At 68.7% G+C, this 20,124-nt stretch carries 23 protein-coding genes; 10 read left to right on the top strand and 13 right to left on the bottom strand.

Annotation, left to right across the window (positions count from 1 at the left end; all coding sequences use genetic code 11):
* The 7 genes from bcsP to IMZ29_RS10955 all read right to left on the bottom strand — a co-directional run.
* On the bottom strand, nt 1–648 hold a 648-nt coding region (bcsP, locus tag IMZ29_RS10985; RefSeq protein ID WP_216183663.1), incomplete at its 3' end, for a cellulose biosynthesis protein BcsP.
* Nucleotides 649–695: 47 nt separating this feature from the next.
* On the bottom strand, nt 696–1,157 hold the full coding sequence (gene bcsD, locus IMZ29_RS10980) for a cellulose biosynthesis protein BcsD (protein WP_216183661.1): 462 nt from the start codon (nt 1,155–1,157) through the stop codon (nt 696–698).
* Nucleotides 1,158–1,313: 156 nt separating this feature from the next.
* Entirely contained in the window at nt 1,314–1,805 is a 492-nt protein-coding gene (locus IMZ29_RS10975; protein ID WP_216183659.1) for a 2-amino-4-hydroxy-6-hydroxymethyldihydropteridine diphosphokinase, read from the bottom strand.
* Nucleotides 1,802–2,974 (bottom strand): bifunctional 3-oxoadipate enol-lactonase/4-carboxymuconolactone decarboxylase PcaDC, encoded by a 1,173-nt coding sequence (gene pcaDC / locus IMZ29_RS10970; RefSeq protein ID WP_216183657.1) that lies wholly within the window; start codon nt 2,972–2,974, stop codon nt 1,802–1,804. Before pcaDC ends, IMZ29_RS10975 begins: the two co-directional genes overlap by 4 nt.
* A 19-nt stretch (nt 2,975–2,993) precedes the next feature.
* Nucleotides 2,994–4,373: a lyase family protein gene (locus tag IMZ29_RS10965; RefSeq protein ID WP_216183655.1), complete on the bottom strand. Its 1,380-nt coding sequence runs from the start codon at nt 4,371–4,373 to the stop codon at nt 2,994–2,996.
* Between the two features lie 10 nt (nt 4,374–4,383).
* A complete protein-coding gene (locus IMZ29_RS10960; protein ID WP_216183654.1) occupies nt 4,384–5,025 on the bottom strand; it encodes a 3-oxoacid CoA-transferase subunit B in 642 nt (213 codons plus the stop codon).
* A 10-nt stretch (nt 5,026–5,035) separates the two neighbouring features.
* Nucleotides 5,036–5,698: a 3-oxoacid CoA-transferase subunit A gene (locus IMZ29_RS10955; RefSeq protein ID WP_216183652.1), complete on the bottom strand. Its 663-nt coding sequence runs from the start codon at nt 5,696–5,698 to the stop codon at nt 5,036–5,038.
* A gap of 183 nt (nt 5,699–5,881) precedes the next feature.
* On the opposite strand from IMZ29_RS10955, the gene ribBA reads away from it, so the two are divergent.
* The 7 genes from ribBA to IMZ29_RS10920 all read left to right on the top strand — a co-directional run bounded on the left by ribBA (nt 5,882) and on the right by IMZ29_RS10920 (nt 10,763).
* On the top strand, nt 5,882–7,081 hold the full coding sequence (gene ribBA / locus IMZ29_RS10950; RefSeq protein ID WP_216183650.1) for a bifunctional 3,4-dihydroxy-2-butanone-4-phosphate synthase/GTP cyclohydrolase II: 1,200 nt from the start codon (nt 5,882–5,884) through the stop codon (nt 7,079–7,081).
* Nucleotides 7,078–7,617 carry a 6,7-dimethyl-8-ribityllumazine synthase gene (ribH, locus tag IMZ29_RS10945; RefSeq protein ID WP_216183648.1) on the top strand — a complete coding sequence of 180 codons (540 nt, stop codon included), beginning with the start codon at nt 7,078–7,080 and terminating at the stop codon, nt 7,615–7,617. Before ribBA ends, ribH begins: the two co-directional genes overlap by 4 nt.
* Nucleotides 7,614–8,090 carry a transcription antitermination factor NusB gene (gene nusB / locus IMZ29_RS10940; protein WP_216183646.1) on the top strand — a complete coding sequence of 159 codons (477 nt, stop codon included), beginning with the start codon at nt 7,614–7,616 and terminating at the stop codon, nt 8,088–8,090. Before ribH ends, nusB begins: the two co-directional genes overlap by 4 nt.
* Nucleotides 8,005–9,135: a thiamine-phosphate kinase gene (thiL, locus tag IMZ29_RS10935; protein ID WP_216183644.1), complete on the top strand. Its 1,131-nt coding sequence runs from the start codon at nt 8,005–8,007 to the stop codon at nt 9,133–9,135. The genes nusB and thiL overlap by 86 nt, the downstream gene beginning before the upstream one ends.
* A gap of 34 nt (nt 9,136–9,169) precedes the next feature.
* Complete coding sequence (locus IMZ29_RS10930) at nt 9,170–9,697, top strand: phosphatidylglycerophosphatase A family protein (protein WP_216183642.1); 528 nt, start codon at nt 9,170–9,172, stop codon at nt 9,695–9,697.
* 50 nt (nt 9,698–9,747) lie between these two features.
* The gene (locus IMZ29_RS10925) at nt 9,748–10,266 is read left to right on the top strand and encodes a CinA family protein (protein WP_216183640.1); all 519 of its coding nucleotides are present in this window, start codon (nt 9,748–9,750) and stop codon (nt 10,264–10,266) included.
* Nucleotides 10,267–10,346: 80 nt separating this feature from the next.
* Complete coding sequence (locus IMZ29_RS10920; RefSeq protein ID WP_216183638.1) at nt 10,347–10,763, top strand: GNAT family N-acetyltransferase; 417 nt, start codon at nt 10,347–10,349, stop codon at nt 10,761–10,763.
* A 46-nt stretch (nt 10,764–10,809) separates the two neighbouring features.
* Here IMZ29_RS10920 and IMZ29_RS10915 read toward each other — a convergent pair whose 3' ends face one another.
* Nucleotides 10,810–11,025, bottom strand: a complete 216-nt coding sequence (locus IMZ29_RS10915) for a hypothetical protein (protein WP_216183637.1) — start codon at nt 11,023–11,025, stop codon at nt 10,810–10,812.
* Between the two features lie 15 nt (nt 11,026–11,040).
* Entirely contained in the window at nt 11,041–11,874 is an 834-nt protein-coding gene (gene pyrF / locus IMZ29_RS10910; protein ID WP_216183636.1) for an orotidine-5'-phosphate decarboxylase, read from the bottom strand.
* Between the two features lie 149 nt (nt 11,875–12,023).
* On the opposite strand from pyrF, the gene IMZ29_RS10905 reads away from it, so the two are divergent.
* A complete protein-coding gene (locus IMZ29_RS10905; RefSeq protein ID WP_216183635.1) occupies nt 12,024–12,716 on the top strand; it encodes a dienelactone hydrolase family protein in 693 nt (230 codons plus the stop codon).
* A 43-nt stretch (nt 12,717–12,759) separates the two neighbouring features.
* On the opposite strand, the gene IMZ29_RS10900 is transcribed toward IMZ29_RS10905, so the two are convergent.
* The 3 genes from IMZ29_RS10900 to IMZ29_RS10890 all read right to left on the bottom strand — a co-directional run bounded on the left by IMZ29_RS10900 (nt 12,760) and on the right by IMZ29_RS10890 (nt 17,117).
* On the bottom strand, nt 12,760–15,348 hold the full coding sequence (locus IMZ29_RS10900) for an ABC transporter permease (protein ID WP_216183634.1): 2,589 nt from the start codon (nt 15,346–15,348) through the stop codon (nt 12,760–12,762).
* Nucleotides 15,345–16,028, bottom strand: coding sequence for an ABC transporter ATP-binding protein (locus IMZ29_RS10895; RefSeq protein WP_216183632.1), 684 nt, complete (start codon nt 16,026–16,028; stop codon nt 15,345–15,347). The genes IMZ29_RS10900 and IMZ29_RS10895 overlap by 4 nt, the downstream gene beginning before the upstream one ends.
* A 111-nt stretch (nt 16,029–16,139) precedes the next feature.
* Nucleotides 16,140–17,117 (bottom strand): Bug family tripartite tricarboxylate transporter substrate binding protein, encoded by a 978-nt coding sequence (locus IMZ29_RS10890; protein ID WP_216183630.1) that lies wholly within the window; start codon nt 17,115–17,117, stop codon nt 16,140–16,142.
* A gap of 226 nt (nt 17,118–17,343) precedes the next feature.
* Here IMZ29_RS10890 and IMZ29_RS10885 point away from each other — a divergent pair, with 226 nt between their 5' ends.
* Nucleotides 17,344–18,147: a FecR family protein gene (locus tag IMZ29_RS10885; RefSeq protein WP_216183629.1), complete on the top strand. Its 804-nt coding sequence runs from the start codon at nt 17,344–17,346 to the stop codon at nt 18,145–18,147.
* Between the two features lie 32 nt (nt 18,148–18,179).
* Here IMZ29_RS10885 and IMZ29_RS10880 read toward each other — a convergent pair whose 3' ends face one another.
* Nucleotides 18,180–19,070 carry a LysR family transcriptional regulator gene (locus IMZ29_RS10880; protein ID WP_216183627.1) on the bottom strand — a complete coding sequence of 297 codons (891 nt, stop codon included), beginning with the start codon at nt 19,068–19,070 and terminating at the stop codon, nt 18,180–18,182.
* A gap of 110 nt (nt 19,071–19,180) precedes the next feature.
* Between IMZ29_RS10880 and IMZ29_RS10875 the strand changes: the two genes are divergently transcribed.
* The gene (locus IMZ29_RS10875; RefSeq protein ID WP_216183625.1) at nt 19,181–20,080 is read left to right on the top strand and encodes an alpha/beta fold hydrolase; all 900 of its coding nucleotides are present in this window, start codon (nt 19,181–19,183) and stop codon (nt 20,078–20,080) included.
* Nucleotides 20,081–20,124: the final 44 nt, after the last annotated feature.

Below are 20,124 nucleotides of genomic sequence, written 5' to 3'. Positions count from 1 at the left end.
CGAACCGCCAAGGCTCGGTGCCGGCGCGGCGTGCCCGGCCGCGCGCGTAGCTGCGACGGGTGCTGAGGGCGGCGCGGCCGTTGGCTGACTGGCGGACTGGGCAAAGCGGGTGAAAGCGGCGCCAGGCGCCGTAGACTCGGGCGTGGCAGCCGTCGATGTCATGGCACCAGCAGCAGGCTGGGGCGATGCCGCTGCCGCAGCCATCGCCGCCGGGGGCGCAGCGGCGCGCACTGTCGGGGCCGGACGTCCGAAACCGCGCTGGCGCGGCGCGATGAACTGCGACAGTGGTGCCGTGGCAGGCGCGGGCTCGGGTGCAGATTCGGTGGGCGCGACCGGGGCGAGAGGGGCACTGAAGGGAGCGTCGTCCAGCACGGGCGTCGCCGCGCCCCAGGGCAGTGTCGGCTCGGTACGGCCATCGTGGCGAGCCGCCGTCTCCGGCTGCGCGAAAGGCGACGGGCTGTGGCTCGCAGTCCTGGCCTGGCCATGTTGCACGGCAGGAGGATGGGCTGCCTGCGCGCCGACCGAGGACAGCAGTGGCCATCGAGATTCAGAGTCGCGCGCCTGGTCGGCGCGGGCGATCTCCTGGTAATGCTCAGGTTTGCCACCGAACCGGGCAAACAAATTGGCGATGTCGTTAGCACCACTCATACAGATACAGGCCTCGGGGGCAACGCGTAAGACCGCGCCAGTTCAGATTATTGGGCGAGGCGAAATTCCACGCAGCCGAACGCGTCAGCCTGCGTGCTTTGCTGCACGCGTAGCGTGGATCCCGACCCCATGCTGTGGAACCATTGCTGGTAGGCGCCTTCCAGGAAGGCGGGCGTCCATCGCAAGTGTTGTTCCCCGAACGCGGCGCGCAACGGTGAGCAGAAATGGCGTATGGCAAGGTGATCCGCATTCTCGTGCAGCTCGACCCACCCCCAGTCGCAGCTCATCCACAGGTCGCTCATGGCCTGCTGCATCTGCGGGACGGTATCGCAACGCGGCAGCGGCAATTGTCCGGCGAATCGGGCGCCGACGCGTTGCATCATGGCGCGAAGATCGGTATCCGCGAGTTGCTCACCGAACTCGGCCGCGAGTGCCGCCAGAAATTGCTTCCACTGCCGGCTGGCCTGGGCTTCGCTCACGTACTCGAAAATCGCCTTTTCCACTGTCATCCTTGTGTGACATGACCTGACGGCGCCCGGTGGCAGCGTCGCGCAATTCCTCGGGATTATAGGGGCCGAGCCGCAATCCTCATACATTCTGTCATAAGGTTTTCAGCGAAAACGTGCGCAAATGCGACGATTCGTGAGGGGCGGGACGACGCCGTGTCAGCCGGGTGGGACGGGCAGGCGCTCGATGCGCTGATCGAGCGCGGCCAGGAGCTCGCTGACGGTGCCGGCGGGTACCCGCAATGCCGGCGCGAGTTCGGCCAACGGCGCCAGCACGAAGGCCCGCTCGGTCATCCGGGGATGCGGCAGCGTGAGCCGGGGCGTATCTAGCTTGATGTCGCCGTAGAGCAACAGGTCGAGATCCAGGGTGCGCGGCGCATTGCGATACGGCCGCTCCCGACCATGCCGTGCCTCGATGGCTTGCAGCAGATCCAGAAGCGCCAGCGGGGCGAGCGTGGTGCTGGCCCGGACGACCGTGTTGATGAAGTCCGGGCCGCTCGCCTCGACGGGCGCGGATCGGTAGAGCGCTGCGCTCGTGACGGCCGACAGACCGGGCGCCGAGCGGAGCTCGGCGATCGCTGCACGCACAGTGGCCAGGGCATCGCCGAGGTTGCCGCCGATGCCGATGTAGACCTCGATCGGGGAGGTCAATCCGCGGCCTGGTGTTCGCGGATCAGCTCGCCGGCAATCTTGAAGCCGGTATTGGCCGCAGGCACGCCGGTGTAGACGGCCACTTGCGTCAAGAGCTCCTGCAGCGTCTCAGGCTCCACGCCGGCACGTAACGCCGCGCCGACGTGCAGTTCGAACTCTTCCCAGCGGCCCTGTGCTGCGGTCATGGCGAGCACGAGCAGACGGCGCTGCAGATCCGGGAAGCGGCTGGACGTCCAGATCTCGCCCCAGGCGTAGCGGGTGATGAACTGCTGGAAGCCGGCGTTGAACGGCGTGGCGTGCTTCAGGCTGCGCTCGACGTGAGCGTCGCCCAGCACCGACTTGCGGCGCACGAGACCCGCGGCGTAGCGCGACACGTCACTGTCCACGTCGGCGGGCGCGAGCCAATGCACGAGCGTGTCGCCATAAGCCGTCGGGATCTCGACGCACGGGATGTGGGCCGAGCGCAGGTTGACGTGCTCGCTGCCCGCGATGGCCTGCGCAAGTGCCTCGCCCACGGCGGGCGGCGTGGACAGATCGAATTCGCCGGTGACGACGAGGGTGGGCACCTGGATGCGTGCGAGCACGCCGCGCAAGTCCATGTCGCGGATGGCGGCGCAGCAGCCGATGTAGCCTTGCGGGTCGATGCCCAGCAAGGTGTTGCGCACGCGCTGAAAGCCCATGTCGCCGATGCGCACGAACTCTGGGGTGAAGAAGCGGGCAAGGCCGGCTTCGGCGATCGACGCCATGCCGCCTTGGCGCACGGCGTCGATGCGCGCGGCCCACAGCGCCGGGTCCGGGAACTTGGGACTCGTATTGGAAAGAATGAGACGCTGCAGCCCGGACGGCTGGCGCGAGGCGAGGTTCATGCCGACCATGCCGCCCAGCGAGATGCCGCAGTAGTGATACTGCGTGATGCCAGCAGCGGCGATCACCGCTTCGGCGTCATCGGTGAGTTGGTCCAGCGTGTAGTCGGCGGCCGGCGCGTCAGAGGCGCCGTGGCCGCGCATGTCGAAGCGCAGCACGTAGAAGTGGCGCAGCAGGCGGGGCAGCAGGATGTCCCACATCGAGAAATCCGTACCCAGCGAATTGCCGAGGACCAGGGCCGGCAGGGCCGGATCGCCATCGGTGCGCCAGTAGATGCGAGCGTCGTGGCTCAGGGCGTGCGGCATGAAATGTCTCCTTCAGCGTTCACAGAGCGCGCGCGCCATCGGCGGCAGCGAGCGCGGATTCGGTGGGTGTCCAGGCGTCGAGGACGGCCTCGCACATGGGCAGGGCACCTTCGAGCTGGGTGTCGGTGCGCAGGGCCGCTTCGAGTGCCTTGCCGTCGACCTGCGCCGTGAGGGCAGCGTCCTCGCGCAGGATGTCCAGGACCGGGCGAGCCTCAGCCATGGCGCGCTGGCTTGCCTGGCTCACGGTGGCCGTCGCCTTGGCCGGCCCCACGGCCCGGGCGATGACGCTGCCCAGGGCCTCGGAAAATACGACGCCGTGCATGCGGTCGATGTTGGCGCGCATGGCGTCAGCATCCACCGTGAGGCCTTCGGCCGTCTCGCGCGCGGCCGCTAAGCTGTTGGCAGCCAGCGCAAACAAGGTTTCGAGCGTGGGCAGGGCATTGGGCCAGGAGCCCAGGCCGCGCTCGTGCTCGGCAGGCAGCTCGCCCACCAGGATCTGCGCGAGTGCCGGCGCCCGGTATGCGGCGTCCAGCATGTGCATGGCGGCCACGGGGTTGCGCTTGTGCGGCATGGCCGATGAGCCGCCACGGCCTTCGCCAGAGGGCTCGAAGGCTTCGCCCACCTCGACCTGCATCAGAAGCGCGATGTCGCGGCCGAACTTGCCGACCACGCCGCACAGGAGGGCGAGTTCGCTGGCGAGGCGCGCCAGACGGTCGCGCGCGCCATGCCAGCTGATCGCGGGCGCCGCGAGGCCGAGCTGGCGCGCGAGCCTGGCGCTCACTTCTGCGCCACGCTCGCCATGCAGCAGCAGGGCGCCATTGGCGCCGCCCAGCTGCAGCGTGGCGGCTTCTTCGCCGGCGCGCATGAGCGCCTGCGTGCTGCGGTTGACGGCATCAAGCCAGCCCGCTGCCTTCCAGCCGAAGCTGATCGGCGCGGCCGGCTGCAGCAGCGTGCGGGCGAGCAGTGCCGTGCGTGCATGCGTGCGGACGAGTCCGGCCAGGGCGCGGCCCAGAGCGAGGAGATCCTGGCGCAGGAGCGCGAGCGAGTCGCGCGCGATCAAGACGAGCGCGGTGTCCGCGATGTCCTGGCTGGTGCTGCCATAGTGCACGTAGGCGGCCTGCGCGGAATCGGCCGCGGCCACAGCCGCCTTCAGCTGCTTGACGAGCGGAATGGCGAGCGTGCCTGCGCGCTGCGCTTCCAGGGCGAGCGGCAGCGGGTCGGGACGCACCGTCTGGCATACCGCCGCGATCGCCGGGCCGGCCTCGGCCGGGATCAGTCCACAGGCCGACTGCGCAAGTGCGAGCTCGGCTTCGAAACGCAGCATGGCGGCGAGCACGGCATCGTCGGACCACAAGGCCCGCATGGCGCTCGTGCTGGCGGTGGCGTTCAGGGCATCCATGGTGGCGGGCTCAGCGAGGAGGCAGGAGCGCAATGCCGCTCAGCTTCTGCAGTTCCTCGAAGGTGAGGCCTTCGACGTGTTCGACCACCCGCACGCCTTCCGGGGTGATGTCGAGCACGGCGAGGTCGGTATAGACGCGGCTCACGCAGCCGACACCCGTGAGCGGATAGGTGCACACGTCGACGATCTTGCTGTCGCCCTGCTTGGTCAGGTGCTCCATCATGACGAAGACCTGGCGCGCGCCGATGGCCAGATCCATCGCGCCGCCAACGGCGGGAATGGCGTCCTTGGCACCGGTGTGCCAGTTGGCAAGATCGCCTGTCGCCGAGACCTGGAAGGCACCGAGTACGCAGATGTCCAGGTGGCCGCCGCGCATCATGGAGAAGGAATCGGCGTGATGGAAGAAGGCCGCGCCGGGCAGGGCGGTGACCGGCTGCTTGCCGGCGTTGATGAGGTCCTCGTCCTCCTCGCCCTTGGCGGGCGCGGGACCCATGCCGAGAAGGCCGTTCTCGGTGTGGAGAATGATCTCGCGATCGGCGGGCAGGTGATTGGCCACGAGGGTGGGCAGGCCGATGCCGAGGTTCACATAGGCGCCGTCAGGGATGTCCTGGGCAACGCGGGCAGCCATCTGGTTGCGGTCGAGTTTCTGCATGGCGGGCTCCTCAGGCGACTTTGACGACACGTTGTACGAAGATGCCGGGGGTGACCACGGCTTCCGGATCGAGCTCGCCCAGTTCGACGATCTCCTTCACCTGGGCCACGGCCACCTTGGCCGCGCTCGCCATGATCGGCCCGAAGTTGCGCGCCGTCTTGCGATAGGTGAGGTTGCCCCAGCGGTCGGCCTTCAGCGCGCTGATGAGCGCGAGATCCGCGTGGATCGGATACTCGAGCACGTAGTTCCGGCCATTGATCTCGCGCGTTTCCTTGCCTTCGGCCAGCAGCGTGCCGTAGCCCGTGGGCGAGAAGAAGGCGCCCACACCAGCGCCGGCGGCGCGGATGCGTTCGGCCAGGTTGCCCTGCGGGACGAGTTCGAGGCCGATCTTGCCGGCGCGGTACAGGTCGTCGAACACCCAGGAATCCGCCTGGCGGGGGAAGGAGCAGACCACCTTGCGCACGCGGCCAGCCTTGAGCAGGGCCGCGAGGCCCGTGTCGCCGTTGCCGGCGTTGTTGCTCACCACCACCAGATCGCGCGCGCCTTGCTCGATCAGGCCGTCGATGAGTTGATGCGGCATGCCGGCATTGCCGAAGCCACCGATCAGCACAGTGGCGCCGTCTGCCACGTCGGCGAGCGCGGCGGCTACCGAATCGATGATTTTGTTCACCATGGGTGTCTGTCCCTTGTTCGAGTCGAAAAAAGCGCGGTCAACCCATGATCATATTCCATGGCGGTACCGCCCGCCGCGAAGGATGCGGCCGCGTCACAAACAAGCGGTAAACTACGCGGCCCGGCGCACGTTCGACTGTGCGCCGCGCGCCTGGCCTCATCAGAAGAATTCGGAGTCTCCCCCATGTCCGCGGTTGCATCCGCCCCGTCGCCCGCTTCCGGCGCCATCTCACCCGTCTCGGACATCATTGCCGAGCTGCGCGCCGGCCGCATGGTCATTTTGGTCGACGAGGAAGACCGCGAGAACGAGGGCGACCTCGTCATGGCGGCTGAATTCGTCACGCCCGAAGCCATCAATTTCATGGTGACCCACGCCCGGGGCCTGGTGTGCCTCACGCTCACCGAGGAGCGCTGCGCCCAACTGGGGCTCGCGCCCATGGTGCGCGCGAACGGCACGCGCTATGGCACCAACTTCACGGCCTCCATCGAGGCCGCCGAAGGCGTGAGCACGGGCATCTCGGCCGCTGACCGCGCGCGCACGGTGCGTACGGCCGTCGCGCGCGATGCCCGACCCGAGCACATCGTGCAGCCCGGCCATATTTTTCCGATCCAGGCGGTGCAGGGCGGCGTGCTCATGCGCGCAGGTCACACCGAAGCCGGCTGCGATCTCGCGGCCCTGGCCGGGCTCACCCCGGCCTCGGTGATCTGCGAGATCCTGAAGGAAGACGGCACGATGGCCCGGCTGCCGGATCTGATCACGTTCGCCGAAAAGCACGACATGAAGATCGGCACCATCGTCGATCTCATCCAGTATCGCAACGAGACCGAATCCATGGTGCAGCGCCTGGGCGAGCGCGAGCTCGTCACGGCCTTCGGCACCTTTCGCGCCATCGCCTATCGCGATACCCCGAGCGGCTCGCCGCACATCGCGCTCGTCAAGGGCGAGATCGATCCGTCGCGCGACGCCCTGGTGCGCGTGCACGAGCCCACCTCGCTGCTCGATCTGCTCGATACGCAGGTGAGCCTGCACAGCTGGAGCCTGCCGGATTCGCTCAAGGCCATCGCCGCGAGCGAGAGCGGCGTGGCTGTCCTGCTCAATTGCGCACCGGCTGCCGAGCAGTGGTTCGGCGCCTTCGTCGCCCTGGACGAGACCGCGCGCACGGGTGCCGTCCCGGCCCCGATCGATCGCTCTGCCAGCAAGGAGCTGCGTGCCCACGGCATCGGCGCACAGATCCTGAAGGACTTGAACGTGCAACGCATGCGGCTGCTCGGCCGCCCCAGAAAAATGCCCAGCATGACGGGCTTCGCGCTGACGGTGACGGGCTGGGAGCCCAGTCCCGCCGGCGTTTCCAACACCACCATCGCACAGGAAGAACCTCAATGAATCCCTACACTCTCACGCCTGACCTCAACGGCGAAGGGCTGCACATTGGCATCGTGCGCGCCCGCTTCAACGAGGAAATCGGCCTGGCCGAACTCGACGGCTGCCTGGAAGAACTCGGCAAGCTCGGCGTGGACGAGCGCGACATCATGGTCGTGACCGTGCCCGGCGCGCTCGAGATCGGCGTGGCCGCTGCCCAGTTGGCCGAAACGGGCGAGTTCGACGCCCTGATCGCGCTCGGCGCGGTCGTGCGCGGCGAGACCTACCACTTCGAAGTCGTGAGCAACGAAAGCGCTGCGGCCATCGGTCGCGTGGCCCAGGCCACCGGCGTGCCCGTGGCCAACGGCGTGCTCACCACCGAGTCCGACGAGCAAGCCGTCGAACGTGCTGAAGGCAAGGGCCGCGACTGCGCCCGCGCCGCCGTCGAGATGGCCAACCTGATGGCCGCCCTCGAGCCGGAAGAAGGCGACGAGGACGAGGAAGACGACGAGGACTTCGAGGACGAGGACGACAACGAGGGCAAGGGGCGTCTGCAATGACGGAACCCGTTGCTGCCCGTCCGTCCGGCCGCAGCGCGCGCCGCCGGGCACGCGAATTCGCGCTGCAGGGCACCTACGAGTGGCTCGTCAAGGGCGGCGTCGACCAGACCGACCTCACCGCCATCGATGCCAACGTGCGTGAGAACGAGGAGTTCGCCCAGGCGGATGCCGCGTTCTTTCGCACGCTGCTCTATGGCGTGACGCGCGAGGCCGCGACCCTGCGCGAGGCGTTCACCCCGTTCGTGGACCGTCCGCTCGCCGAGCTCTCGCCTGTCGAGCACGCGATCCTGCTCATCGGCACCTTCGAGCTGCTGCATCAGGTCGAAGTGCCGTACAAGGTCGTCATCAATGAGGCCGTCGAGCTCGCCAAGTCCTTCGGCGGCACGGATGGCTTCAAGTTCGTCAACGGGGTGCTCGACAAGCTCGCGCCGCAACTGCGCGCAGCTGAAGTCGAGGCCGCCCGCCGCCGCTAGCCACGCGGTGTCGGAGTTCGGCCTCATCGAGCGGCATTTCCAGCGGCCGGCGCCTGCCGGCCTGCTCGGCGTGGGCGACGATTGCGCGCTCCTGCCGGGCGGCATGACGGCCTGGGCCGTCAGCACCGATCTGCTGCTCGAAGGCCGACATTTCTTTCCGGACGTCAATCCCGAAGCACTCGGGCACAAGGCGCTTGCTGTCAATCTGTCGGATCTGGCCGCCATGGGCGCGCAGCCGCGAGGTTGCACGCTGGGGCTCGGCCTGCCGGCCGTGGACGACGCCTGGCTCGCCGCCTTTGCGCGCGGCTTTCATGCCTTGGCCGACGAGTGGCAATGCCCGCTGGTCGGCGGTGACACCACGCGCAGCAGTGCGGGTGTGACGATCAGCGTCACGGTTTTTGGTAGCGTCGGCGCGCGCCGTGCCCTGCGCCGCGACGCTGCGCGCGTGGGCGACGACATCTGGGTCTCGGGCACGTTGGGTGAGGCGGATGTCGCGCTGCGACTGCTGCTGCCTGCAGTCCCCGGCGCGCTGCCTCCGGATGACGCCAGCTCGCTCTTCGATGCCGACGGTCTGCAAGCCTGGCTGCGCACGCTGCCCTCGGCGGCGCAGACACGTCTGCTGGCGGCCACCCGCGGCCGGCTCGAGCGCCCGAGTCCGCGCGTCGGGCTGGGCCTGGCCCTCATCGGCGTGGCCCATGCCGCCATCGATGTCTCGGACGGTCTGCTGCAGGATCTCGGCCACGTCGTGCGGGCCAGCGGTGTCTCGGCCTGTCTGCAGGCCGACGCTTTGCCGCTCGGTGAGGCCCTGGGGGCACTGCCTCAGGGCGCCGGCCGCTGCGCCGCGCTGGGCGGAGGGGACGCCTATGAACTTTGCTTCACGGCAGCCGCCACACGGCGCGACGACGTCATCCGGGCCGGCGCACGCGCCGGTGTGCCCGTCACCCGCATCGGTGACATCGTGGCCGGCGCGAGTGCGATCACGGTCCTGGATGCCCACGGCGAGCCGCTGGCCGGCCTGCCGCGTGGTTTCGATCATTTTTCCTGACGCCGCCGAGCGGCCCACCTGCTGACGACGATTCATGAGCCCTGTCCCGCCTCGCACCTCCCGCTCGATCCAGCCCCTGGCCGTTCGCCCCACCGGAACCTGGATGGTGCAGCGGCTGGCGCGCATTGTCGCCTTCGGCTTCGGTTCGGGTCTGTTGCGACCTGCGCCGGGCACGTGGGGCACCCTGGCCGGGTGGGGTTTGTGGGTCCTCTTGCTCGCGCATCTGCCCTCCTGGGGCGTGGCCGCCGTGCTCGTCCTGGGTTTTGCCTACGGGTGCTGGGCCTGTGGCGTCGTAGGGCGTGACCTGGGCGTGCCCGATCACGGGGGCATGGTCTGGGATGAGATCATCGCTTTCTGGCTCGTGCTGTGGCTCGTGCCCGGCGATCTCTTCTCGCAGGCGCTGGCCTTCGTGCTCTTTCGGGCGTTCGACGTGGTCAAGCCCGCACCCATCCGATACTTCGACCGGCGCTTCAAGAGCGGCTTCGGGGTGATGATCGACGACGTGATCGCGGCCATGTACGCGCTGATCGTCTTCGGCGTCATCGCCTGGCTGGCCGGCTGAGACCGACACCGCTGCGGCTTCGCGCAGCGGGCATACCACGAGGAGACGCCATGTTCGACGACGACACTCTCCGCCTGGCCGAGACGCTCGGGCGCATCTTGCAGGCGCGCGGCGAACGCGTCACCTGCGCGGAATCCTGCACCGGCGGCTTGCTGGCCGCGGCGATCACGGCTGTGCCAGGCTCGAGCGCCTGGTTCCATGGCAGCCTTGTCACCTACGACAACGCCGTCAAGCGCTCTCTCCTGGGTGTGCCTGACGAGACGCTGCGTGAGGACGGCGCGGTGAGCGAACGCACGGTGCGCGAGATGGCGCAGGGCGTGCTGCGCCAGGTGCCGTCGCACTGGTCCCTGTCGGTGAGCGGGATCGCCGGCCCGGAGGGTGGCGTCCCGGGCAAGCCGGTGGGTACCGTGTGGTTCGGGCTGGGTCGGGCGCTCGAGGGCGGCATGGTCGACACGCAGGCGCAGATGCAGCTGCTGTCGGGCTCTCGTGCCGACGTTCGTCTCGCCTCCGTGCGCTTTGCGCTTGCCTGGCTGCTGCAGACGCTCGAGCGGGACCGTCTTCTCGCCTGAGCCGCGCAGACAAACATGCGCTGTCATGCGATGCCGCGAGAAGATGCGGTATCGTTGCAACTCGAGGCAGGCAGGAGACGATGGTGATCCGCAGGGCTGTACCGGACGATGTCCAAGGCGTGCGCGAATGCGCCGAAAAGGCTTACCAGCGCTACGTGGCGCGCCTGGGGCGTACCCCCGTGCCCGTCACGGCGGATTTTGCTGCGCAGATCGCGGCAGGCCATGTCTACGTCGATGCGGACGAGGCGGGCGAGGTGCAGGGCTTCATCGTGTTCTATCCCAAGGAACGGCACATGTTCCTGGAGAACGTGGCGGTGCTGCCCGAAGTAGGTGGGCAGGGGATCGGGCGCGGCCTGATCGAGTACTGCGAGGCCGCCGCCCGCCGCACTGGCATGGCTGCCGTGCACCTCTACACCAACGAGGTCATGACCGAGAATCTGGAGATGTACCCGCACATGGGCTACATCGAGTTCGCGCGCGGCCGGACGACGGGTTAACCGCGTCTACTTCGAGAAGCGGCTGGACTGACGCGCGTCCGTCCGGCTAGACCTGCGTGTCGAAGTCACGCAGGAGATCCCGCGCGAGGGCTTCCTGCGCCGGATCCACCATCAGCGTCATCACATTGAATTCGTCCTGCAGGGCAGGGAACATCGTTCCCGCCACGCCGCCCTGCACGTGGTGACGCACGCCATAGGCATTCATGAGGGCAGTGAGCACCGGCACTTCGTTCGCAGATTGAAGACGGTAGACCGGAATCATGAAGCCCTCCTTGGGTCAGCGGGGTGCGGCGCCAGTACGAGCCGCCTGGATGGCGTCGCGCGTGGCTTGCGCGGCCTTGGCAGCGGCGGCCCGCCAATCCGCGCCCGGTGCGTACAGGATGGCGCGAGACGAGTTGATGAGCAAGCCATCGCCGCCTGCGCCCACCACCGCCTGGATGTCGCCCCCCTGTGCGCCGATGCCCGGCACGAGGATCGGCACGTTCGGGCCCACGCGCGCGCGTACGGCCGCCAGCTCGTCCGGGAAGGTGGCGCCAACCACCAGGCCGATCTGGCCCTCCGGCGCGTTGGCGCGCTCGCGCCAAGTGCGGGCCACGTAATCGGCCACGCGCAGGTACAGCGGTTCGCCCTCGGTCTGCAGGAATTGCAGGTCGGAGCCGCCCGGGTTGGATGTGCGGCAGAGCACGAAGATGCCGCGATCGCGCCAGGCGAGATAGGGCGCAATGGAGTCAAAGCCCATGTAGGGATTCACCGTCACCGCGTCGGCGCCGTAGCGTTCGAAGGCTTCGCGCGCGTATTGCTCGGCGGTGGAGCCGATGTCGCCGCGCTTGGCATCGAGCACCAGGGCCAAGTGGGGATGGCGTTCACGGATGTGGGCGCAGAGCGCCTCGAGCTGGTCTTCGGCGCGGCAGGCGGCGAAGTAGGCGATCTGGGGCTTGAAGGCGCAGGCGTACGCTGCCGTCGCATCCACCACCTCGCGGCAGAACGCGAAGATCGCGTCGGGCCGGCCGTCGAATTCCGCGGGGAAGCGGGCGGGGTCCGGATCCAGGCCGATGGTGAGGAGGGAACCGGTGCGTTCCCAGGCGGAACGCAGTTTGGTGGTGAAAGACATGAGAGCGCAGGCGCGGACCGCGGGCGGTCCGATGAGTCAGGACAGTCCGCATGTTAAACGACATGGCGGCTGCCCCCCGTTCGAGGCGTCATCCCCGCGTGTCATACTGGTCCTCCCATTCTCAACCCTGAGCACGAGGAGTCGTATCGATGACGATGGTTTCCATTCCCAGCAAGGACGGCAAGACGTTCCACGCCTACCTGGCCGAGGCGCCGCAGGCCGATGCGCCCGGCATCGTCCTGATCCAGGAGATCTTCGGCGTGAACCCGGCGCTGCGCGAGGCGGCCGATCAGTGGGCCGCGCTGGGCTTTCACGTCGTGGTGCCGGACCTCTTCTGGCGTCAGGAGCCGGACGTCGTTCTCGATCCCACGGTGGAGGCCGAGTTCCAGCGCGGGTTCGCCATGATGCAGGCGATGAAGGGCGACGAAACGTTGGCGGATCTGGAATCCGCGCGCGCGTGGCTCGCGCAGCGCCTGGGCCATGATCGCATCGCCGCGCTGGGCTACTGCCTTGGCGGCAAGCTGGCTGTGGAAGTCGCCGCGAGCTCGCCGCTCAAGGCGTCGGTGAGCTACTACGGCGTCGGCCTGGAAGCCCTGGTGCCCCAGGTGCCCGCCAGTGCTGCGCCGCTGCTGCTGCACATCGCCGCCGAGGATCGCTTCTCGGATGCCGACAAGCGCGAAGCCACGGTGCGTGCGGCCGAGGGCAAGACCAACGTCACGGCCTACGTCTATGAAGGCTGCGATCACGCCTTCGCCCGTCCTGGGGGTGAACACTTCGATGCGGCAGCCGCCAAGCTGGCGCAGGAACGTTCGCTCGCCTTCCTGGGCCAGCACCTGGGCTGATCCTGTCCGGGGCGGCCCGCTCAGGGCCGTCCGCGGGCTGTCGTCAAGCCTCCGAGCGCAGCAGCTGCGCGGGGGACACCCGCAAGCGCCGCACCACGTGGTGCGCCCCCACCGCGAGACTGACCCCGCTCACGGCAGCCGCCACCACGGTGCCCGCCAGATACAGGCCTTGCGGATCCAGCGCCATGCGCAGCTGCAGCAAGGGCGCCGCGAGCAGGGCGCCCAGCATGCCCGCGAACACCGTCGTGATCAGCCCAAGTACCGCGTACTCGCACGCGATCATGCGCCGTACCGTGGCGAGTCTCAAGCCCAATGTGTGCAGCACGGTGGCGTCGTAGGCCTGACGCGCGCGGCTGGCCGCGACGACGCCGGCCAGCACCAGCAGGCTCGCCGCCAGGCAGATGGCGGCGATCACGGCCACGCCGGCGCCCGCGCGGCCCATGAGACTGCGCGTCTCGTCCAGCAACGCCCCGGTACGTACGCTCACCACGTTGGGTGCGATGGCGGCCAGGGCATCCTGGGCGGCGATGGCCGCGGCATCAGGCAGGTAGGCCGCGCCCACGTAGCGCGTGATGTGCGCATCGAGCGCGCCATCGTTCAGCACGCCTTCGAGCCAGAGCCGGGCCTGCATGCCACGCTGCGCGTAGATCGCGGCAACAGTCGCCGTGAGCGACGTCCCCGAGATCTCGAAGCGCACCGTATCGCCCACGGTCAGGCCGAAGCGCTCGGCCTCGCGGTCTTCCAGCGCCACCATCGGCGTCCCCTGGTAATCCGCGGGCCACCAGGCGCCGGCCGTCAGCACCACGTCGTCGATGTTGCCCGCGCGCGTGCTGAGCTTCTGGTCGCTGCGGGCACGATTGACCATGCTCGCATCGGCGCTGTCACGCAGCGCCTGCCCCTTGACTTCCACGATGCGGCCCAGGACGAAGGGGGCGAGTTGAAGCCGATCAAAGCCCGGCGCCTGCGCCAGACTCGTCTGCACGGCCTGGCGCTGGTCGGGCTGGATGTCGTACATGACCAAGGCCGGCGCGTTCTCCGGGACGGTCGTGTCCAGCGTGCGCAGCAGGGTGAGCACGATGATCGTGCAGCTCGCGATCAGCGTGAGCGCGGTGCCCAGGGACAGCAGCGCCGCCCGCAGGGACGCGTCGCGTCGCTGGAGGTTCGCCAACGCGAGGCGCAGCGGGAGCGAGAGCCGCGCACCGGGTCGGGACAGGACACGTCGCGCGCCCCGGCGCAGCAACGCCAGCACGCCCTCCAGCACGACGAGGAGCGCTGCCACGGCGGCCAGGAAGGCCACGGCGAGCAGGCGATCGGGCAGCACGAGAATGACCAGGACGGCGCCCAGCCCGGCGCTGCCGGCCGTGAGCCAGCGCGCGGCGCTCGGCACCGGCCCATCCATGGCGCCGCCTGCGTTGCCGCGAAGCAGAACGGCGGGGCTCGTGCCGACCGCTCGGCCGATCGGGGGCGTGGCAAAGGCCAGGGCGGTGAGCACGCCGAACACCACGGCCAGGCCGAGGGGGGCGATCATGGGCGCGAGGCCCATGGCCACGGGCAGATTCGCGGCAACGCGTGCGGCCCCTGCAGCGGCCAGCAGACCGCCCGCGACCGCACCGACGAGGCTCGCTCCCAGGCCCAGCGTGAGCACCTGGATCAGGACGAGTCCGGCCACGGCACGCTCGCGCAGACCCAGCGCGCGCAGCGTGGCCAGGTGCGCGAGGCGGCCCTGCAGGTACGCGCGCACGCTGTTGTACACGCCCAGCCCGCCGATGAAGAGAGCCGAGAGGCCAATCACCATCAGCCCTGTGCCCACCTGGGCCAAGACCTCGGCGATGCGCTCGCTGCGTTCGCTGAAAGTGCGCACGCGGCCGGGCGAATCAGGAAATGCCGACAGATAGTCCGCGCGCCAGGCATCGGCGCTCCCGTCGTCCAGGCGCAGCCGGTAATCGTGGTCGATGCGGCTCAGGGGTTGCACGAGACCCGAGGCGCGCAGCGCGTCCTCGGTGAGCAGCACCGGCGCGCCGGCCCAGTCCGCCCGCAGGCTGCGATCGGGCTGGCGCACGATGGTGGCACGCACCACGTACTGGCTGTCGCCGATCTCCACCGGATCTCCCAGCCCCACGCCCAACCGCTGCGCGAGCACCGGGTCCAGCGCCACGCCCCACACGCCCTCGCGCTGCGCGAGCGCCTCGCCCAGCGACTGCGCGGGTGCCAGCTCGACCTCGCCGTACAGGGGGTAGGTGTCGTCCACGCTCTGCAGCACCGACAACTGCGTCTCACCTTGCGGATTGGCCAGCATGGTCCGCATCTCGAGCGAGCGCGACAGCGTGCCGCGCTCGGCCATCCATGCCGTCTGCTCGGCCGGCAATGGCTCGCTCGCGCGCACAACCACGTCGCCGCCGAAGAGTGACCGAGCCTCGTTCTGCAGGCCCACGTTTACCTGCTGGTACAGCGCACCGCCTGCCGCGATCAGGCACACGCCCAGGGCAAGGCAGGTGCACAGCACCCACAGCGATCGGCCATAGCCGCGCAGATCCCGCCAGGCGAGGCTGACCAGACGGCCGAAGGCGATGCCCGGCGCGCGGGCGCGGTGGGTCGTGGCGCGGGCGTCGGAAGCTTTCGCCGACGTGCTCATGCTGTCGCCTGTGCCGGCGTCGTCTCCTGCAGCCGGCCTTCATGCAGCCGGAACACGCGGTCGCAGCGGGCCGCCAGTGCCGGATCGTGCGTGACGAGGAACAGCGTTGTGCCGCTGCGCCGTTGCAGATCGAAGAGCAAGTCCTGCACGTGCGCGCCGGTCTCCTCGTCCAGATTGCCGGTGGGCTCATCGGCCAGCAGCAGGCGTGGGCGATGCACGGTGGCACGCGCGATCGCCACGCGCTGCTGCTCGCCGCCGGACAGCTGCGCCGGGTAGTGGTCGGCGCGTTCGGCCAATCCGACGTGGGCGAGCTGTTCGCGGGCGCGGGCGAAGGCGTCGTCGTGCCCCGCGATCTGCAGCGGCACCGCCACGTTCTCCAGGGCGGTCAGGCTGGGCAGTAGATGGAATTGCTGGAAGACGATGCCCAGGATGTCCCGGCGCAGGTCGGCGAGCCGATCCGCATCCAGCCCGTCCAGGCCGACGCCGTCCACGGTGACCTCGCCGGCGGAGGGCCGCTCGAGACCCGCCAGCAGGAGCAGCAGCGACGATTTGCCGGAGCCCGAGGGCCCCACGAGCGCCACGCTCTGACCGGCTTGGACATGCAGATCGACCGAGCGCAGGACATGGATGGTGGTGTGGGGCAGGGCGTATTGCAGACTGAGCTGCGAGAGACGGATCATGCGAGACTCGGGGAGGGGCCGGCGGATCGGCCCGGATCCCACTGGACTCCTCTCCGTGCGGAAGGTTCCGCGTGCCGCGCGTGGCGTGTCTGCCCGCCCGCCCCGGGGGGGTCAATCCAGACGAATGTCGTTATCGCGGATGATCGCGCCCCAGCGCTGTTTGTCGGCCTCGACATATCGAGGAATCTGGTCGGCCGCCATGGGCTTTTGCACGAACAATCCCTGCGCGTTGAACGTGTCCTGAAACGTGCTGTCCCCGAGTGCCTGGTGGGCTGCGTCCCGCAGGCGGGCGCTGACCTCGGGCGGCGTGCCCGCCGGCACGACCAGGCCGAACCACGTGGCCGCTTGATAGCCGGGGTAGCCGCTCTCGGCCAGGGTGGGCACGTCGGGCAGGGCAGGCAGGCGTTCTGCCGAGGCCACCGCCAGCGCCTTGAGCTTGCCCCCCTGGATGAGGGGCAGCGACGTACTCACCACATCCATCATGAACTGCACGTCGTTGCCCATGAGGCCCGTCAACGCGGGTGCGCTGCCGTTGTAGGGCACATGCTGCGCCGTCATCTGCGCACGGGTCTTGAGCATCTCGGCAGCGAGGTGAATCGGATTGCCCTTGCCGACCGAGGCGAAGTTCAGCTTGCCGGGGTTGGCCTTGTCATAGGCCACGAGTTCGGCCACGGAGTTCACGGGCAGGCTGGGGTTGACCACCAGCACCAGTGGCACCTCCGCCAGGATGGCGACCGTGCGCAATTGGGCATCTGGGTCATAGGAAAGCTGCCGGTAGAGCATCGGGTTGAGCACCATGCTCGCAATGCTGCCCATGAAGACGGTGTAACCGTCGGCCGGCGCGCGCGCCACGTGGCTCGCGCCGATCATCGTATTGCCGCCGGGCTTGTTCTCCACCACGACGGGCTGGCCCATGGCCTGTCCCATGTGTTGGGCGAGTGATCGGGCGAGGTTGTCGGTCGATCCGCCCGGCGCATAGGGTACGACGAGCGTGACCGGCCGGTCGGGAAAGGTTGCCGCCTGTGGCGCGGCGGCCGCGGCCGCGAGCGCGACGCCTGCGAGAAGGCGCGAGTACGAGAATCGAGTCATGGGGTCTCCGGGGGCTCGGCCGTGTCCGTTGCAAGGCCGTGAGCCATTCTCACCGTGTGCGCGAGGCTTTGGAATGGGACTTCGGGTAGTCCCTGAGCAGCGCATGGGCCGCAGTGCCCAGGCGTATGACGAGGAGCGCGCTGGCGGCGTGCCCAGACATGCTAGGGTTCAGCCTGTCGCGGCGTGTCCGCCCGGCCGTCCTGTCTCTTCCTGCGAGTCTGTCGTCATGTCTTCTGTGCGTCCCCCGGACGAATCCACCTTCGATCCCGCCGAGCCTCCCAAGCGTGCGCGCTGGGTCGCCTGGTGCATCGTGATCTTTGCCGCCATCGGCACCCTGGGCGGTGTCTGGGTGGGCTGGACATACTGGCGCTCCGTGGGCACGGGCGAATATCTCACCACGCCGCGTGGCGCCACGCGCACGGTCGAACTGCCCGACGGCACCACGCTGCAACTGGATTCGTCGACGCTCGTGGAGCGTCGGTACTCCAGTGGCCGGCGGGAAGTCGTGCTCACCGAAGGCCAGCTCGCGCTGGACGTGCCCCCCGATGCGCAGGCACGCGAATTCCACGTGGTGGCTGGCGACGTGCGCCTGCGTCTCACCGAGGGGCAGCTGTCGGTGCGGCACACGCGCGGCGGGCTGGATGCCGGCATGGTCCGTGTCGAGGTCGCGCAAGGGCAGGTGTGGGTGGCGCCGCCCGGGGCCGGGCGGGTGACGCTGGAGCCCGGCCAGCAGGTGGTGGCAGGCCCTGGGCGTTTAGGTGCGGTCGCACCTCTGCCAGCCGAGGCCTATGCGGTGTGGCGCCGTGGCCAGGTCGAGTTCGCCAACGCGCCGCTTGCGCAAGCCTTGGACGAGTTCGAACGCTATGGGCCGACGAACGTGATCATCCGCGACAACGCGGTGGCCCAGATGCCGGTGAGCGGCCGGTATGCGGTGAGCGACGCCCAGGGCTTCACGGCCAGCCTGCCGCAACAGTTCGACGTGCATCTGAACCGGACCGAGGCGGGCATCGAGATTCTGCCCGGACGCTAGGCCACGGCGGTGTGGGTGGAGCGTGTGCTGACTCAGCCACACGCCGCGGCAAGAAACGTCACGAACACCCGAACCCGCGGGGACAGGTGGCGCGATTGCGGATAGAGGATAGCGATCGGATCCGGCGCAGGCGCGACATCGTCCAGGACCGAGACGAGACGGCCGGCTGCGAGATCGTCCGCCACGATGTAGTCGTGGATCTGGGCGAGTCCGATGCCGCTCAGCACGGCGGCATGGAGCGCCGTCCCGTCGTTGAACGTGACCGATCCCGCAGGCACGATCCGGCAGGGCGAGCCGGCCTCGCTGAAGACCCAGGGGCGCACTCGCCCCGTCTCGTGATGGCTGAGCGTGATGCAGTTGTGCCGGGCAAGCTCGGACAGGGCCGTCGGCCGGGGGTGCCGGCCGAGATAGGCGGGCGTTGCGACCACGCGGCGTCGCGCCGGGGCCAGCGGTCGTGCAATGAGCCGCGAATCGTCCAGCGGACCGAAGCGCACGGCGACGTCGATGCCTTCGTCGACCAGATGCACATAGCGGTCCGTGATGCTGATCGCGAGATCGATCTTCGGAAAGCGTGACTGGAACGTCGAAAGCAGCGGCACCACCTTCACGCGCCCGAAGGACACGGGCAGGCTCACGCGCAGTGTGCCGGACGGCTGGCGTCGGGCGCGGGTCAGCACCTGCGTGGCCTCATCCAGATCTGCGAGCACCTGCCGGCAGCGGTGATAGAACGCCTCGCCGTCGACCGTGAGATGCACGCTTCGCGTCGTTCGCGCCAAGAGGCTCGTGTCCAGCTGGCCTTCGAGCCGCTTGATGGCGTTGCTCACCCCAGAGGGCGTCATGTCCAGCGCCTCGGCCGCGTGTGCGAAGCTCTGGCGCTCAGCCACCTTGACGAAGATGGCCAGCGTTCTCAGGTCCAGGTCCATGCTGCTCTTCCAATTCATCACGCTGAGTGATGAATGATATGACGCCCGGGCGATCGATCGGCAGCGGTGCGGCGCCTAGCATGAAAGCCCCTTTCCTGGAGAGCCCTGCCATGAGTCCCCATTCCTCCGACGACGCGGCATTCGCCGCCGTGTTCGAGCACCGCATGCAAGGCCAGCCCGGCCAGCGTCTTCACTATGTCATCGGCGGGCAGGGAGAACCCGTCCTTCTGGTGCCGGGCTGGCCGCAGACCTGGTATGCCTGGCGTAAGGTCATGCCGGCTCTGGCCCGGCACTACACCGTCGTGGCGGTGGATCCGCCCGGGCTGGGCGATTCGGACAAACCGTTCGATGGCTATGACACGAATGCCGTCGCTGACCGCCTGCACGCTTTCACGCAGGCGCTCGGGTGGGATCGTTTTCATTATGTGGGACAGGACGTCGGCGTGTGGATCGGCTTTCCCTACGCCCATCGACATCCCGACACCCTGCGCAAGCTCGTGTTGATCGACGCCACAGTGCCGGGCATCGTGCCGCCCGAAGCCTACGCCTTCGAGGCGCAGCGCATCCACAAGAACTGGCACTTCTTCTTTCTCGCGCTGCCCGATCTGGCCGAGAGCCTGTTGCCAGGGCGCGAACGCGAATTCCTGACGTGGCTCTTCCAGAGCAAGAGCGAGAACATGCAGGGGATCGGCGCGCAGGCCCTGGCCGAGTATGTGCGCTGCTATGGCGCGCCTGGCGGCTGGCGTGCCGGCGCGGGTTACTACCGGGCACTTTTCGACGACATGGCGCAGAACCGAATCCACGCCAGGACGCGCCTGACGTTGCCCGTGTTGGCCATGGGCGGCGCCTCGGCGTTGGGCTCCATGATGGCCGACATGCTGCGCACCGTGGCTGACGATGTCACGGGCTTGGTGGCGCCCTGCGGGCACTACGTGCCGGAAGAGGCGCCGGCGTACCTCAGTGAGCAGCTGATCGCATTCCTTGGCAGGCCCGAGGCTGCCGCTGAATGACAAAGCCCCCGGGGCTTGCGCACCCGGGGGCTTCGTTTGACTGC

The organism is Verticiella alkaliphila (assembly GCF_018904615.1).
Lineage (GTDB): Bacteria > Pseudomonadota > Gammaproteobacteria > Burkholderiales > Burkholderiaceae_B > Verticiella > Verticiella alkaliphila.
The sequence above is the reverse complement of the archived record's forward strand: the minus strand, read 5'-3'. Positions and strand labels throughout refer to the sequence as shown.

Bases quoted from the DNA above. Each gene is read 5' to 3' on its own strand.
- bcsD (WP_216183661.1), bottom strand. From the start codon at position 1,157: ATGACAGTGGAAAAGGCGATTTTCGAGTACGTGAGCGAAGCCCAGGCC.
- pcaDC (WP_216183657.1), bottom strand. From the start codon at position 2,974: ATGCCGCACGCCCTGAGCCACGACGCTCGCATCTACTGGCGCACCGAT.
- IMZ29_RS10965 (WP_216183655.1), bottom strand. From the start codon at position 4,373: ATGGATGCCCTGAACGCCACCGCCAGCACGAGCGCCATGCGGGCCTTG.
- IMZ29_RS10960 (WP_216183654.1), bottom strand. From the start codon at position 5,025: ATGCAGAAACTCGACCGCAACCAGATGGCTGCCCGCGTTGCCCAGGAC.
- IMZ29_RS10955 (WP_216183652.1), bottom strand. From the start codon at position 5,698: ATGGTGAACAAAATCATCGATTCGGTAGCCGCCGCGCTCGCCGACGTG.
- ribBA (WP_216183650.1), top strand. From the start codon at position 5,882: ATGTCCGCGGTTGCATCCGCCCCGTCGCCCGCTTCCGGCGCCATCTCA.
- ribH (WP_216183648.1), top strand. From the start codon at position 7,078: ATGAATCCCTACACTCTCACGCCTGACCTCAACGGCGAAGGGCTGCAC.
- nusB (WP_216183646.1), top strand. From the start codon at position 7,614: ATGACGGAACCCGTTGCTGCCCGTCCGTCCGGCCGCAGCGCGCGCCGC.
- thiL (WP_216183644.1), top strand. From the start codon at position 8,005: ATGGCTTCAAGTTCGTCAACGGGGTGCTCGACAAGCTCGCGCCGCAAC.
- IMZ29_RS10930 (WP_216183642.1), top strand. From the start codon at position 9,170: ATGAGCCCTGTCCCGCCTCGCACCTCCCGCTCGATCCAGCCCCTGGCC.
- IMZ29_RS10925 (WP_216183640.1), top strand. From the start codon at position 9,748: ATGTTCGACGACGACACTCTCCGCCTGGCCGAGACGCTCGGGCGCATC.
- IMZ29_RS10920 (WP_216183638.1), top strand. From the start codon at position 10,347: ATGGTGATCCGCAGGGCTGTACCGGACGATGTCCAAGGCGTGCGCGAA.
- IMZ29_RS10915 (WP_216183637.1), bottom strand. From the start codon at position 11,025: ATGATTCCGGTCTACCGTCTTCAATCTGCGAACGAAGTGCCGGTGCTC.
- pyrF (WP_216183636.1), bottom strand. From the start codon at position 11,874: ATGTCTTTCACCACCAAACTGCGTTCCGCCTGGGAACGCACCGGTTCC.
- IMZ29_RS10905 (WP_216183635.1), top strand. From the start codon at position 12,024: ATGACGATGGTTTCCATTCCCAGCAAGGACGGCAAGACGTTCCACGCC.
- IMZ29_RS10900 (WP_216183634.1), bottom strand. From the start codon at position 15,348: ATGAGCACGTCGGCGAAAGCTTCCGACGCCCGCGCCACGACCCACCGC.
- IMZ29_RS10895 (WP_216183632.1), bottom strand. From the start codon at position 16,028: ATGATCCGTCTCTCGCAGCTCAGTCTGCAATACGCCCTGCCCCACACC.
- IMZ29_RS10890 (WP_216183630.1), bottom strand. From the start codon at position 17,117: ATGACTCGATTCTCGTACTCGCGCCTTCTCGCAGGCGTCGCGCTCGCG.
- IMZ29_RS10885 (WP_216183629.1), top strand. From the start codon at position 17,344: ATGTCTTCTGTGCGTCCCCCGGACGAATCCACCTTCGATCCCGCCGAG.
- IMZ29_RS10880 (WP_216183627.1), bottom strand. From the start codon at position 19,070: ATGGACCTGGACCTGAGAACGCTGGCCATCTTCGTCAAGGTGGCTGAG.
- IMZ29_RS10875 (WP_216183625.1), top strand. From the start codon at position 19,181: ATGAGTCCCCATTCCTCCGACGACGCGGCATTCGCCGCCGTGTTCGAG.